Origin of the sequence: Novosphingobium kaempferiae (genome assembly GCF_021227995.1) — a bacterium.
GTDB lineage: Bacteria > Pseudomonadota > Alphaproteobacteria > Sphingomonadales > Sphingomonadaceae > Novosphingobium > Novosphingobium kaempferiae.
This window is the reverse complement of the sequence record NZ_CP089301.1, coordinates 149,157-163,321: the sequence shown is the minus strand read 5'-3', so window position 1 is coordinate 163,321 and position 14,165 is coordinate 149,157. Positions and strand designations below refer to the sequence as shown.

At 66.5% G+C, this 14,165-nt stretch carries 12 protein-coding genes; 7 read left to right on the top strand and 5 right to left on the bottom strand.

Translation table 11 applies throughout. The annotated features are described in order from the left end of the window. Positions 1 to 58: 58 nt before the first annotated feature. The 3 genes from LO787_RS00810 to LO787_RS00800 all read left to right on the top strand — a co-directional run bounded on the left by LO787_RS00810 (position 59) and on the right by LO787_RS00800 (position 2,438). Positions 59 to 352 carry a hypothetical protein gene (locus LO787_RS00810; protein WP_232493996.1) on the top strand — a complete coding sequence of 98 codons (294 nt, stop codon included), beginning with the start codon at positions 59 to 61 and terminating at the stop codon, positions 350 to 352. Positions 353 to 373: 21 nt separating this feature from the next. After that, positions 374 to 871: a glutathione peroxidase gene (locus LO787_RS00805; protein WP_232493995.1), complete on the top strand. Its 498-nt coding sequence runs from the start codon at positions 374 to 376 to the stop codon at positions 869 to 871. A gap of 175 nt (positions 872 to 1,046) precedes the next feature. After that, positions 1,047 to 2,438: a carboxylesterase/lipase family protein gene (locus LO787_RS00800; RefSeq protein WP_420847782.1), complete on the top strand. Its 1,392-nt coding sequence runs from the start codon at positions 1,047 to 1,049 to the stop codon at positions 2,436 to 2,438. Between the two features lie 3 nt (positions 2,439 to 2,441). Here LO787_RS00800 and LO787_RS00795 read toward each other — a convergent pair whose 3' ends face one another. Next, positions 2,442 to 3,647, bottom strand: a complete 1,206-nt coding sequence (locus LO787_RS00795) for a GGDEF domain-containing protein (protein WP_232493994.1) — start codon at positions 3,645 to 3,647, stop codon at positions 2,442 to 2,444. A 343-nt stretch (positions 3,648 to 3,990) separates the two neighbouring features. On the opposite strand from LO787_RS00795, the gene dnaE reads away from it, so the two are divergent. After that, positions 3,991 to 7,590 carry a DNA polymerase III subunit alpha gene (dnaE, locus tag LO787_RS00790; protein WP_232493993.1) on the top strand — a complete coding sequence of 1,200 codons (3,600 nt, stop codon included), beginning with the start codon at positions 3,991 to 3,993 and terminating at the stop codon, positions 7,588 to 7,590. Between the two features lie 155 nt (positions 7,591 to 7,745). On the opposite strand, the gene LO787_RS00785 is transcribed toward dnaE, so the two are convergent. From LO787_RS00785 to LO787_RS00775, 3 genes are all read right to left on the bottom strand, one after another. Continuing rightward, positions 7,746 to 8,030: a hypothetical protein gene (locus tag LO787_RS00785; RefSeq protein WP_232493992.1), complete on the bottom strand. Its 285-nt coding sequence runs from the start codon at positions 8,028 to 8,030 to the stop codon at positions 7,746 to 7,748. Between the two features lie 61 nt (positions 8,031 to 8,091). Then, complete coding sequence (locus LO787_RS00780) at positions 8,092 to 8,889, bottom strand: enoyl-CoA hydratase/isomerase family protein (RefSeq protein WP_232493991.1); 798 nt, start codon at positions 8,887 to 8,889, stop codon at positions 8,092 to 8,094. A gap of 58 nt (positions 8,890 to 8,947) precedes the next feature. After that, positions 8,948 to 10,018 (bottom strand): PA0069 family radical SAM protein, encoded by a 1,071-nt coding sequence (locus LO787_RS00775; protein WP_232493990.1) that lies wholly within the window; start codon positions 10,016 to 10,018, stop codon positions 8,948 to 8,950. Positions 10,019 to 10,209: 191 nt separating this feature from the next. On the opposite strand from LO787_RS00775, the gene LO787_RS00770 reads away from it, so the two are divergent. Both LO787_RS00770 and LO787_RS00765 read left to right on the top strand, forming a co-directional pair. After that, positions 10,210 to 10,794 carry a TetR/AcrR family transcriptional regulator gene (locus LO787_RS00770; RefSeq protein WP_232493989.1) on the top strand — a complete coding sequence of 195 codons (585 nt, stop codon included), beginning with the start codon at positions 10,210 to 10,212 and terminating at the stop codon, positions 10,792 to 10,794. A gap of 117 nt (positions 10,795 to 10,911) precedes the next feature. Next, complete coding sequence (locus LO787_RS00765) at positions 10,912 to 11,757, top strand: TauD/TfdA dioxygenase family protein (RefSeq protein WP_232493988.1); 846 nt, start codon at positions 10,912 to 10,914, stop codon at positions 11,755 to 11,757. Between the two features lie 98 nt (positions 11,758 to 11,855). On the opposite strand, the gene LO787_RS00760 is transcribed toward LO787_RS00765, so the two are convergent. Continuing rightward, positions 11,856 to 13,079 carry an NADP-dependent isocitrate dehydrogenase gene (locus LO787_RS00760; protein ID WP_232493987.1) on the bottom strand — a complete coding sequence of 408 codons (1,224 nt, stop codon included), beginning with the start codon at positions 13,077 to 13,079 and terminating at the stop codon, positions 11,856 to 11,858. 158 nt (positions 13,080 to 13,237) lie between these two features. Here LO787_RS00760 and LO787_RS00755 point away from each other — a divergent pair, with 158 nt between their 5' ends. Continuing rightward, complete coding sequence (locus tag LO787_RS00755; protein ID WP_232493986.1) at positions 13,238 to 14,011, top strand: crotonase/enoyl-CoA hydratase family protein; 774 nt, start codon at positions 13,238 to 13,240, stop codon at positions 14,009 to 14,011. Positions 14,012 to 14,165 lie beyond the last annotated feature (154 nt).

Here is a 14,165-nt window from a genome sequence, read left to right as displayed (position 1 = left end):
TGCGCTCGCGTTTTTCTTTCCCACATCGAAATACCAGGTGAAAGAAAGGACAGCGCCCATGAGCGACACCCCGTCCACCATCGAGACCAGTGGCCAGACTGGCGGCAACACGCCGCCTCGCTCTTTCGGCTGGGACGACACCGCCGAACTCCACAGGTGCGAGGACGGTGGCGGCCTGTTCCACAACTTCAAGACGATCCGCCGCGGCACCGTGGCAGAACTGATTTCCTTCGTGATGAAGCTGCCGGAAGACAAGCAGGACGACTATGCCATCGAGAAGGACGGCGATCACACCTTCCGCATCGGCGAGATCCGGCACCTGTCGCGCCGGGCCGATTTCCCACTGGCCTGAACAATACAGAGACGTGAAAGCATGACCAAGGACGCCCGCACCATCGCGGACTTCACCGCGACCCTGCCCAATGGCGAGACGATCAGCCTCGCCGACCGGCTGGGCAAGGTGCTGCTGGTGGTCAACACCGCCAGCAAGTGCGGCTTCACCCCGCAGTACGCGGGGCTGGAGGAACTCTGGCGCAAGTACCGCGACCAGGGGTTCGAGGTCATTGCCTTCCCCTGCAACCAGTTCGGCAAGCAGGAGCCCGGCGGCGCGGACGAGATCGCCGCGTTCTGCGAAGTCAACTTCGGCCTCTCGTTCCCGCTGATGGGCAAGATCGACGTCAACGGCGACGCCGCCGCGCCGCTCTACGACTGGCTCAAGGCCGAGGCGCCGGGCCTGCTGGGCTCGAAGTCGATCAAGTGGAACTTCACCAAGTTCCTCATCGACCGCGAAGGCCGCGTGGTGCGCCGCTATGCGCCGACCGACAAGCCCGCCGCGCTGGAGAAGGACATCGAGGCGCAGCTTCGCGACTGAGGCATCCTGCCGAGGGGGCTTCGACAGGCTCAGCCTGAGCGGGCTTGGTAAGATACATCTGAATCCGCTCAGGCTGAGCTTGTCGAAGCCCCTGCTGCATACGATACACCGGCAATGCACGGGCCCCGGTCTCGGGATGACGAAAGCCTCGAAGACCGCCAACACGGAGTCGCATTTGAACCTTCTTCGCCTCGCGCCGCTGCTCGCGCTCACGGCTGCCGCCTGCTCCCCCATCGCCGCCGCCGGTCCCGTCGCTGCGACGAAGAGCGGGCAGGTGAGGGGCACGGTCGATCATGGCGTGGTAAGCTGGAAGGGCATCCCTTTCGCCGCGCCGCCGGTGGGCGAGCTGCGATGGCGCGCGCCGCAGCCGGTCGCGCCGTGGCAGGGCGTGCGCGATGCCGCCGACTACGGCAGCGACTGCATGCAGAAGCCGTTCCCCAGTGACGCCGCGCCGCTCGGCACGCCGCCCGCCGAGGACTGCCTCTACCTCAACGTCTGGAAGCCGGAAGGCGCGAAGGCGAAGCTGCCGGTGGTGCTGTGGATCTACGGCGGCGGCTTCCTGAACGGCGGTTCCTCGCCGCCGACGTACTCGGGTGCGGAGCTGGCGCAGAAAGGCGTCATGGTGGTGAGCTTCAACTACCGCCTTGCCCGCTTTGGCACGTTCGCGCACCCGCAGCTGACGAAGCAGGACGCCGACAAGGGCCTGCTCGGCAACTACGGCACGCTCGACCAGATCGCCGCGCTGAAATGGGTGCGGGAGAACATCGCGGCCTTCGGCGGCGATCCCGGCAACATCACGCTGATCGGCGAGAGCGCGGGCGGCGTCGCGGTCCACATGCTGCTGACCTCGCCGCTGAGCCGGGGCATGGTGCAGCGCGCGGTCATCATGTCGGGCAGCGACGGCAATTCGCTGATTAAGAGCGACATGGCCAAGGCCGAGCAGATGGGCACCGCCTTCGCCGCCAAGAAGGGCATCGCCGCCTCCGATCCGCAGGCGCTGGCGAAGCTGCGCGCGCTTCCGGCGGACGAGGTGGTGGACAACCTCAACCTCGAAACCATGTTCACCGGGCAGCGGCCTCCGTTCTCGTCCCCCTTCTCGGACGGGCGCATCGGCGTCGACATGCTGCAGGCCTATGCCTCGGGCCAGTTCACCAAGGTGCCGGTCATGGTCGGCGCGACCAGCGACGACATGGATGGGCCGCAAGGGCGCATGATAAAGGGCGCGCGCGATGTCGCGGCGACGCTGACGAAGGCGGGCGTGCCGGTCTACGCCTACCGCTTCTCCTACGTCGCCTCCTCGGTGGACACGCCGGGCGCGGCGCATGCGACCGACATACCGTTCTTCTTCGACACGCAGGCGATCAAGTACGGCAGGGCCGTCACCGCCCGCGACGATGCCATGGGCGATACGATCAGCAATGCACTGGTCGCCTTCGCGAGGACGGGCGATCCGAACGGCGGAAAGCTGCCCGCGTGGCCGCGCTACGATCCGGCGAAGGACGTCATCATGGACTTCGGCGCGGACGGCCACGCTCGCGCCGTGCGCGATCCGTTGACCGCGAAGTAGCGCTCAGACCCCGGCGGCGCGGCGTTCCGCAGCGGCGCGGAAATCGATGGGGTCTTCCTGCACCGGCAAGGGCGCCATGACCGTGCGGTTGCGGCCGAGGCGCTTGGCCTCGTAGAGCGCCTCGTCGGCGGCGGCGAAGCGGGCGGCATGGTCGTCCCCCGGCTCCAGCATGGCGACGCCGACGCTGGCGGTGCAGCGGCGCGAGATGTCGCCGCTGACGTGGCTCCGCGCCTCGAACGCTTCGCGCAGCTTCTCAGCCTTGGCCATGACCGCCTCGGGTGAGGGGGCCTCGATGATCGCGGCGAACTCCTCGCCGCCGACGCGGAAGACGTTGCCCGCGCCCAGCACCTCGCGCGCGACCATCGCCGCGCCGACGATCACCATGTCGCCGAAGCCGTGGCCGTGCTCGTCGTTGATCGCCTTGAACCGGTCGATGTCGAGCAGCGCCACGGCGGTGCAGCCGCCCCGCGTCCCGGTCTGTGCGATGGCTTCCATCCGGTCGTCGAGCGCACGGCGGTTGCCGATGCCCGTCAGCGGGTCGATCGAGGCGAGGCGGTAGTGCTGCGCCGCCAGCTGCTCCCGTCCGAGCGCGGTCAGGAACACGCCGAGCAGCAGGCCCTGCAGCACGATCAGGAAGTTGAACAGCGCGATCGACCAGACCTGCGTCTCCTTCGGCCCGAACGGTGCGGGCAGCGAAAGCGAGAAGGGCGCGCGCAGGATCTCGAAGACGCAGAACACCGCGAAGATCCAGTAGAGCGTCGTCGCCGACTGCAACTGCGGTGCGCGCATCCGCGCGAATTCGCGCGCGGCCAGCCCGTCGAACAGCGCGAAGAGCAGCACGCGCGGCAACATCCGCAGTTCGGGGAAGGCGCCGTCCGCGCCCACCGTCGCCGTGAAGAACAGTACCGCGAGGCAAGGCGCGAGCATCACCAGCGGCAGCGGCTTGCGCCCCGCCGTCACCCGCGCCGCGAGCCAGGCCGAGCCGTAGACCACTGTAAGCGCGAACCAGCCGAGCATGAGGCCGAGCGGCCCCGGCAGCACGTCGGGATAAGTCAGCAGCACACCGGCGGGCACGGCGATCCCGAAGGGCGCGAACTGCCAGCGTCGCTGCGTCGGGCGGCCGTCCTTGAACCATGACAGCAGGATCGCGATGCACATGATCGCGCCGAGGGCGGTGCTGCACGCGGCGATGGTGGTGATATCGGGCAAGGCGCGCGTCAGGCGGTCACTCGAAACGGCAGCGGCAATGCGATCATGGCTATCGGTCGATCCGTCTCGAACAGGGCGTGCGAATCGTCGCGGGACGACGATGTTCAAAGGTGCACATAGCAAAACGTCGTTAACGCTTTGTATTCGTTACGTGCAAGAGCTTCGGTGCGCAACATGTTGCTGGATTACGACTTTTCACGGCTGTTGTCGGGGTGCCGCGATACGTCGTCCGCGCTTCCCGACAGTGTCCCGAATGCCCGGCATTAACCATCCCGACCGGTATCCCCCGTCTTGTCGCACGGTGGTCTTGATCGGGGAGGGGGCGGATGCCTAGATTTACGGGATGCCGCATGCCCCCTTCGTCCCGCTTCGCATCTTCTCCAGCTTCACCATGCTGGACGGCGCGATCGACCCGAAGGCGATCGCCAAGCTGGCCAAGGAGCGCAAGTTCCCCGCCGCGGGCCTGTGCGACCGTAACGGCCTCTACGCCGCGCCGATCTTCGCGGGCGCGGCAAAGGGCGCGGGTGTGCAGCCGGTGGTCGGCACCTTCCTCGCCGTGGCACGGCCCGGTGCGGTCGCGCAGGGCCAGCAGCCGCCGATCGACTGGCTGGCGCTGTTCGCGCAGACCGAGGCGGGCTGGCTCAACCTGTGCCACCATGTCAGCCGCGCCCACCTCGACCGGCCTTCGGAGTTCGACCCGCATGTCGAGCTGGAATCGCTGCGCGGCTACACCGACGGCCTGATCTGCCTGACCGGCGGCAACGAAGGCGCTTTGGCGCGGCTCTATGCGGCTGGTCGCCACGAGCAGGCCGAAAGCTATTGCGACACGCTGCAATCGCTGTTCGGCGACCGCCTCTACATCGAGATCACCCGCACCGGCGAGCCCGAGGAGGACGAGAGCGAGGAAGACCTGATCGCGCTCGCCTACCAGCGCGACATCCCGCTCGTCGGCACCAATCCCGCGCAGTTCTCCGACCGCAGCTTCCACGCCGCTCACGACGCGCTGCTCTGCATCGCGAACTCGACGCAAGTGGACGCGGCGGACCGGCCGCGCTCCTCGTCCGAGCGCTGGGTGAAGCCTGCCGCCGACATGGCGGAACTCTTCGCCGATCTGCCCGAGGCGCTGGCGAACACGCTCGTCGTCGCGCAGCGCTGCGCCTACGTGCCGCCCCGCCGCAAGCCGCTGCTGCCCAGCCTCGCGGGCGACCGCGAGGGCGAGGCGCGGATGCTGGCGGACGATTCGCGACGCGGCCTCGCCATGCGCCTCGCGCCGTACTGGCCGGACGTGACGGAGGCCGAACTCGACGAGGCGATGGCCCTCAAGGGCGACGAACGCCGTGCCGCCTACGAAGTGCTGCGCGAAAAGGGCGTGACCGAGGATTTCCTCGACTACGCCGACCGCCTCGATTTCGAGGTCGGCATCATCGTCGGCATGGGCTTCCCGGGCTACTTCCTGATCGTTGCCGACTTCATCAAGTGGGCGGGCGAGAACGGCATCCCGGTGGGGCCGGGCCGTGGTTCGGGCGCAGGCTCGCTGGTCGCCTGGGCGCTGACCATCACCGGCCTCGATCCGCTCAAGCTCGGCCTGCTGTTCGAACGCTTCCTCAACCCCGAGCGCGTCTCGATGCCGGACTTCGACATCGACTTCTGCGAAACCCGACGTGGCGAGGTGATCCGCTACGTCCAGAAGAAGTACGGGCACGATCACGTCGCGCAGATCATCACCTTCGGCAAGATGAAGGCCCGCGCCGTGCTGCGCGACTGCGGCCGCATCCTGCAGATGGGCTATGGCCGCGTCGACAGCCTGTGCAAGATGGTGCCCAACCATCCGACCGATCCGTGGACGCTGACCGAGACGATCCAGGGCCGCAAGGCGCACGGCGTCACCAAGGATCCGCCGGTCGCCGAGTTCAAGCGCGAGTACGACAACGACGCCGAAGTGCGCCGCCTCGTCGATCTCGCGGTGCAGCTGGAGGGCCTGCCGCGCAACTCGTCCACCCACGCGGCGGGCGTGGTGATCGGCGATCGTCCGCTGGCGCAACTGGTGCCGCTCTACCGCGATCCGCGCTCGGACATGCCGGTGACGCAGTTCGACATGAAGTATGTCGAGGACACCGGGCTCGTTAAGTTCGACTTCCTCGGCCTCAAGACGCTGTCGGTGCTGCGCAAGGCGTGCGACCTGCTGGAGCGGCGCGGGATCACGATCAACCTCTCGACCCTCGCGTGGGACGATCCGGGCGTCTACGAACTGCTCAAGCGCGGCGATACCGTGGGCGTGTTCCAGCTCGAATCCGAAGGCATGCGCCGCACGCTGGCGGCGGTGAAGCCGACCAACTTCGGCGACATCATCGCGCTCGTCTCGCTCTATCGTCCCGGCCCGATGGACAACATCCCGCTGTTCGGCCAGCGCAAGAACGGCCTCGCGCCGATCGAGTACCCGCACGACAAGCTGGCGGGCATCCTGGGCGAGACGTACGGCATCTTCGTCTATCAGGAGCAGGTCATGCAGGCCGCGCAGATCCTGGCAGGCTACTCGCTGGGCGACGCCGACCTTCTGCGCCGCGCGATGGGCAAGAAGGTCCAGGCCGAGATGGACAAGCAGCGCCAGCGCTTCGTCGATGGCTGCAAGGAAGTCTCGGGTATCGAAGCGGCCAAGGCCAACGAGCTGTTCGATTTGATCGACAAGTTCGCGGGCTACGGCTTCAACAAGTCGCACGCGGCGGCCTACGCGCTGCTGGCGTACCATACGGCGTGGTTCAAGGCGCATTATCCGCACGAGTTCTACGCCGCGGCCATGTGCTTCGACATGCACCAGTCGGAAAAGCTGGCGATCTTCGTCGATGACGCGCGCCGCAACGGCATCGAACTCGCCGCGCCCGACATCAACAGGTCCGAGGCCGAATTCATCGTCGAGGAGACGGCGGAAAGCCATGCCGTGCGCTATGCGCTGGCAGGCATCCGCAACGTCGGTGAAAAGGCGATGGACGCCATCGTCGCCGAGCGTGAGGCGAACGGCCCGTTCGTCGATCTCGACGACGTGTTCCGCCGCGCACCCGCCGGTTCGATGAACCGCCGCCAGCTGGAAAGCCTTGCGGCGGCGGGCGCGTTCGATGCGCTGGAGCCGAACCGCGCCAAGGTTCTCGCCAATGCCGACACGCTGCTGGCCGAGGCCGACCGCTCATCGCGCGAACGCAATTCCACGCAGGGCGGCCTGTTCGGCGGCGAGGATCATGTCGAGCAGGGCCTGCGCCTCGTCGAAGCGGACAAGTGGGACCGCGCCGAGCAGATGGCGAAGGAGCGCGAGACTTTCGGCTTCTACTTCGCCGCGCATCCGGTGGAGGCCTATCGTGCGGTGGCCTCGGCCAACGGCGCGCGGACTTATTCCAGCCTGATGGCGGGCGGCGGCGGTGGCCGCACCGGCGCGGTCATGGCGGCGATGGTGGAGAACGTGCAGAAGCGCAAGACGCGCAAGGGCAAGGACTTCGTCATGGCCGAGTTCTCGGACTCGTCGGGCAACTTCTCCGCGTCGTGCTTCGAGGAGAGTCTGGTCGAGAGCTTCGTGAAGTGGTCCAAGGAAGGGGCCTGCATCCTGCTCAACGTCGAGCTGGATTCGCCCAGCCCCGACGAACCGCCGCGCGTCACCGTGCGCGGGGGCAAGCCGCTGGCCGAAGTGAAGGCCGACGCGCGCATGGTGCTGAAGCTCGATATCGACCGGGTCGAAGCGGTGCGCGAACTCGCGCTGCTGATGCGCCCCGGCGCGCAGGGTGCGGGCGAGGTGATCGTGACGCTCCACCTTGGCGAAGATCGCACGCAGAAGGTGCGTCTGGGCCGCGACTTCGCGCTCGACGGCGAATTCGCCGAGCATCTCCAGAGCGTCGAGGGGATCACCAACGTCTCGCTCACCGCCAAGCGCGGGCCGGAGCGGGTGGCGATGGCGGCCTAGCCACAGGCATTTAACCAGAACCCGTCGCCCCTGCGCAGGCAGGGGCCCATCAGGTCTAATCGCCACAACACCTTGCTCAATGCGAGGTGGCCAGGTTGGGTTGGGCCCCTGCCTGCGCAGGGGCGACGGGTTGATAGAGAAGGCGGTGGCCTTCCTTACTTGTTCTGCTGCACCGCATCCTCGGCTGCATTACCAACCTTGGTCGCGGCGTCGCCCACGTCGTTCGCAGCCTCTGCGATCGCGTTGTCCTTGGCTGCCTCGCTGTTGTGCTGGCTGAACAGATAGATGCCGCCGACGATGGCGACAAGCAGGATCACCGCCATGACGATGCCGGTGCCGCCGCCTGTGGTGCGGGTCTCGCGGATGATGGTGGTGTGGCCCGCCGGGGTCCGGTGGGTGGTCTGGGCCGGGGTTTCGGTAGTCACGGTTTCTTCGGCCATGAAAGGCTCCTGTCCCGATGGTTGCTGGCCGTACTAACGCCCGTCCGCGCTCCGGGTTTCCTCAGCGGTCGCGGTACTCGGGAGGGCGCTTTTCCCGGAACGCCGCAACACCCTCCGAAAAATCCTCGGACATCAGCATCATGACCTGCTGGCGGTCCTCCACCGCCATCGCATCCGAGAGCGACCGCGCATCGAGGTTGCGGTTGAGCGCGTCCTTGGTGAGCCTGAGGCCCATCGGCGCGTTGGCGAGCATCTCCGCCGCCAGTTCCAGCCCGGTGGCGAGCAGGTCTTGCGCCGGCACGATGCGGCTCAGCAGTCCGCAGGCGAGCGCCTTGTCCGCATCCATGAATCGCCCGGTGAGCATGTATTCCGACGCCACCGACGCCCCGACGAGGCGCGGCAGGAAGTAGCTGCATCCAAGGTCGCATCCGCCGAGGCCGACCTTGATGTATGCCGCGTTCATTCGCAGGTCCGGCGTGCCGAACCGCACGTCGCTTGCCAGCAGCAACGAGAACCCCGCGCCGCAGGCCGCCCCGTGGCCGAGGCCGATGATCGGCTGCGGGCAGGCGCGCATGAGTTCGATCACGCCGCCGATCGCGCGCTGCAACCGCCACCAGTGCTGGAGTTCGCCGCGCGATCCGTCGTTCTCCCACCCCGCGAGGTCGAGCCCGGCGCAGAAGGTGCGGCCCTCCGCCCGCAGGAGCACGACGCGCACGTCCGTCCGCTCGGTCAATCCGGCGAAGTAATCCCGCAGCGCGAAGGTCAGTGCTTCGTCGAAGGTGTTCAGCGCCTGAGGGCGGTTGAGCGAGACGATCTCCACCGCGTCGCGGCGCTCGATCAGGATAGGGGCGTCAGTCATCTGTCCACGATAGGCCGCAGCCGCCCCGGCGCAATGACCGAAGGGCAGCCCCGCTTGCTCACAGCAGCGAGAGTTGCCCGTCGACAGAGGGACGGCGGAACTGCGAGCAGTCCAGCGCGACGCTCGGCCGCTCGAAGCCCAGCCTCGCTGCGGCGACGCGGAAGCGGCGGCGGAAGAGGTCGGCCCAGACGCCTTCGGGCCTCATGCGGGTGCCGAAGTTCGGGTCGTTGTCCCGTCCGCCCCGGATAGAGCGGATCGTCGCCATGACCTTCCCCGCCCGCTCGGGAAAATGGGCGTCCAGCCATTCGCGGAACAACGGGGCGACTTCGTGCGGCAGGCGGATCACGAGCCACGATGCGGAGCGGATGCTGCGCGCGGCGGCGTCCTCCATGATCGCCTCCATGAAGCTGTCGGTGATCGAGGGGATGACCGGCGCGATGGAGACATGCGCGGGCACCCCCGCCGCCGCCAGCCGCCCGAGCGCCGCCATCCGCTTGGCCGGGGAAGCCGCGCGGGGCTCCAGCTTCTGCGACAGCACCGGGTCGAGGCTCGTTATCGATATGCCGACATGCGTGAGGTTGCGTGCGGCCAGCTGCTCCAGCAGGTCGAGGTCGCGCAGCACGCGATCTGACTTGGTGGTGATCGTCACCGGATGGCCCACTTCGAGGCACAGTTCGAGCACTTCGCGGGTGATGCGATAGCGTCCCTCGATCGGCTGGTAGGGATCGGTGTTGGTGCCCATCGCGATCGGCGCGGGGCGATAGCTGGACTTCGCCAGTGTCTCGCGCAGCAGCTTCGCGGCATTGGGCTTGGCGAACAGCTTCGTCTCGAAATCGAGGCCGGGGGAGAGGTCGTGATAGGCGTGCGTGGGCCGCGCGAAGCAGTAGATGCAGCCGTGCTCGCACCCGCGATAGGCGTTCACCGAACGGTCGAACGGCACGTCGGGCGACTTGTTGAATGAGAGGATCGAGCGTGGATGCTCCTCGGTCACGGTGGTGGCGGGATGGCGGGCAGGGCCGTCGACGGCCTCCGCCGCGTCGAGCCAGTCCCCGTCCACTTCCCGCACGAGCAGGTTGAAGCGCGTGCTCGCGGCGCCGCTGACTGCTCCTCTGCCCTTGATCGCGTCCATGGACTCGACGTGAACAAAATAGGAACAAAAGTCAACCGATGCCATCGCTCGTCATTGCGAGCGAAGCGAAGCAATCCAGTTCTATGCGTGCCGCTGGATTGCTTCGCTGCGCTCGCAATGACGAAGAGTTGGGGAGCACGGTTGATCTTGCGTCCCCGCCCCCCTAGGCGGGCTCGAAAGGGGAATAGTTCATGGCAGGCGCAGTGCGCAGGGTCGGAGCCGAGACGTCCGCGACGCGGGCGGTCATCGTCGAGGCCACCAACCAGTTGATCCGGGACGAGGGCTACGCTTCCGTCAGCACGCGGCGCGTCGCTGCACGGGCGGGACTCAAGCCCTCGCTGGTGCATTACTATTTCCCCACCACCGACGACCTGCTGGTCGAAGTCTCGCGGCAGGGCGCGGCGCAGAGCGACCGCATGATCGCCGAGGCGCTGGCTTCCGACGATCCGCTGCGCGCGCTGTGGGGCTTCTTCATCGACACCAGCCGCGTTGCCATGGCGCTGGAATTCATGGCTCTGGCAAACCACCGGCCCGCCGTGCGCGACTACATGGCGCAGCACAGCGAAGAGATGCGCAGCCGTCAGGTGGAAATCTTCACCGCCATGCTCGGCGACCGGATCCAGCGGCTGGAAGGCTTCGACCCGGCGGGGCTCAGCCTCGTTCTTGCAGGGATCGGCCGCGCCATCGTCATGGAGCAGGGGCTGGGCGTGAGCACCGGCCATGCCGAGGCGATCCGCATCGTCGAGGGCTGGCTGGACAAGCTGGCGCCGCGCTGACGGGCATACCGCGGCGGCGCTGTCTGGCGCGCTGAACGGTCGATCAGCTTGCTTCTTCCGAGGCTTTGGCGGAGAACGGGGTAACAGCGTTCTCACGCCGCCAAACGGGAGATTTCCATGACGGTCGCCACAACGGTCCAGATGCGGGCCGAGCACATCAAGCCGAAGATCGGCAGCCGCATCCTCAACTCGAAGGAAGAACTGCTGTCGGGCGAAATCGCCGCGCAGCTCCGCGAGGAACTGGAAGCGCGCGGCATCCTCGTCTTCCCGCAGATCAATTTCGACGACGCCGAGCAGATCGCCTTCACCAAGACGCTTGGCGCCTATGCACCCGAGGGGCCGGACGGCGGGCCGAGCAAGATCACCCTCGACGTGAAGGAGAACCCGGCGAGCGCCGAGTATCTCAAGGGCTCGCTCTACTGGCACATCGACGGCACTCGCAACGAGGTGCCGATCCTCGCCTCGCTGCTGTCATGCAAGGTGCCGAGCCCCAAAGGGACCGGCAACACCGGCTTCTCGAATACCTACGCGGCCTACGAAGACCTCTCTGACGAGGACAAGGCCTACTACGACGACCTGCGCGTGCTGCATGGGCCATGGGCATCGCTGTTCTACTACGAACCGGAACCGAGCCTCGCCAAGCTGAAGATCATGCAGGGCATCGGCGAGAAAGTGCTGCCGCTGGTGTGGAAGCACGCCTCCGGCCGCAAGTCGCTGGTGCTGGGCTGCACCTGCCACCACGTTCAGGGCGTCGACCACCTCGAAAGCGCGCGGATCATCCATGGCCTTCGCGAATGGGCGACGGGGCCGGAGTTCACCTACAGCCATGAATGGGAAGTGGGCGATCTGGTGATCTGGGACAACACCGGCACCATGCACCGTGCCGAAGCCTACGATCCCACCTGCGGTCGCATGATGCATCGCACCAAGCTGGAGGGCGAGGAGCCCTGGACGTTCGAGTGAGCATCCAATTCCTCCCCGAGCTTGCTCGGGGAGGAATAAAAGAAAAGGCCCGCCTCTCGTCTGAGAGGCGGGCCTTTCTTATCGAACTGACCGAAGGATCAGGCCCAGGTGGCCATTTCCGCTTCGAGGTTCTCGACGATCGCCTCGAAGAACTGCTCGGTGGTCATCCAGTTCTGGTCGGGACCGATCAGCAGCGCGAGGTCCTTGGTCATCTTGCCGCTCTCGACGGTCTCGATGCAGATGCGCTCGACGGTCTCGGCGAACTTCACGACGTCCGGGGTGTTATCGAACTTGCCGCGATAGGCGAGGCCGCGGGTCCAGGCGAAGATCGACGCGATCGGGTTGGTCGAGGTCGCCTTGCCCTGCTGGTGCTGGCGGTAGTGACGAGTCACGGTGCCGTGAGCCGCTTCCGCTTCGACGGTCTTGCCGTCGGGCGAGAGCAGGACCGAGGTCATCAGGCCCAGCGAGCCGAAGCCCTGTGCAACGGTGTCCGACTGCACGTCGCCGTCGTAGTTCTTGCAGGCCCAGACGAACTTGCCCGACCACTTGAGCGCCGAGGCGACCATGTCGTCGATCAGGCGGTGCTCGTAGACGATGCCGAGTTCCTTGAACTTCTCGGCGAAGCCTTCCTTGTCGAAGACTTCCTGGAACAGATCCTTGAAGCGGCCGTCATAGGCCTTGAGGATCGTGTTCTTGGTCGAGAGGTACACCGGCCAGCCGAGGTTGAGGCCGTAGTTGAACGAGGCGCGCGCGAAGTCGCGGATCGATTCGTCGAGGTTGTACATCGCCATGGCGACGCCCGGAGCCGGGAAGTCGAACACGTCGAGGTCGATCTTCTCGCCGTTCTCGCCGTCCCACACGAGGCGCAGCTTGCCGGCGCCCGGGATCAGGGTGTCGGTGGCCTTGTACTGGTCGCCGAAGGCATGACGACCGACGACGATCGGGTCGGTCCAGCCCGGAACCAGGCGGGGCACGTTCGAGATCACGATGGGCTCGCGGAAGACGACGCCGCCCAGAATGTTGCGGATGGTGCCGTTGGGCGACTTCCACATCTTCTTGAGGCTGAATTCCTCGACGCGGGCTTCGTCCGGGGTGATCGTCGCGCACTTGACAGCGACGCCGAATTCCTTGGTCGCGTTGGCGGCGTCGATGGTGATCTGGTCAGCCGTCTCGTCGCGCTTCTCGACCGAGAGGTCGTAGTACTTGAGGTCGATGTCGAGGTAGGGGAGGATCAGACGTTCACGGATCCACTGCCAGATGATCCGGGTCATTTCATCGCCGTCCATCTCGACGATGGGGTTAGCAACCTTGATTTTCGCCATTCTAAAAATACTCCCCTGGGGTGAGAATTGCGCCCGTCTCTAGGCACCGTGGCGGCGCATGGCAAGGCCATGACAGGGCAAAGATCGCCCGGATATCGGCTTTACAGGCCGGGTTGACCGCCTAGCCTGTCACTAATCGCAGGATGAGGAGAGGGGGGATGCCGATGGGCAATGGTGAGGAAGTGTTGCTGGCCGAGCGCGATGGCGTTCTGGAGGTGACCATCAACCGTCCCGAACAGCGCAACGCGATGACGAAGGCGGCGGCTCAAGCCATCGGCAGGGCGATGGACCGGCTCGACTCGGCCGACCACCTGCGCTGCGCGATCCTGACCGGGGCAGGCGGGACGTTCTGTTCCGGCATGGACCTCAAGGGCTTCCTGCGCGGCGAACTGCCGGTCGACGAACGCGGCGGTTTCGGGGGCATCTGCACCTGGACGCCGAACAAGCCGATCATCGCCGCCGTGGACGGCGCTGCGCTGGCGGGCGGGTTCGAACTTGCGCTGGCCTGCGACCTCATCGTGGCCAACGTCGGTGCGCGCTTCGGCATTCCCGAGGTGAAGCGCGGGCTGGTCGCGGCAGGCGGCGGAGTCGTGCAACTGCCGCGGCTGCTGCCCCGTCCGCTGGCTATGGAACTGGCGCTCACGGGTGATCCGATCGGTGCAGGCAGGGCGTTGGAACTGGGCCTCATCAACCGCGTCACGGACGGTCTTGCGATCGAGACCGCGCGCGAACTTGCCCGTGCAATTGCCGCGAACGGACCGCTCGCGGTCGCAGCATCCAAGGGTATCGTGCGCGACTCGTGGCTCTGGCCGACCGAGGAAATCAACACACAACAGACGCCTTACGTCGCCGGGGTCTTCACCTCGGAAGACGCGCGGGAAGGCGCTCTCGCCTTTGCCGAGAAGCGCGCGCCGGTGTGGAAGGGGCGGTAGGCACTCGCGCCCGTATCCCCAAACACGGTGCCCATTAGTCCCCATTTGTTACGGTGCAGCAAAAATATAGAAATGACACCGGGTGGACTTCGAGTGGGGAACGGGAATGGTTGGGGCAGGCGGTTCTCCAAGGCAAAGTCAGCGTCTGCAGCTT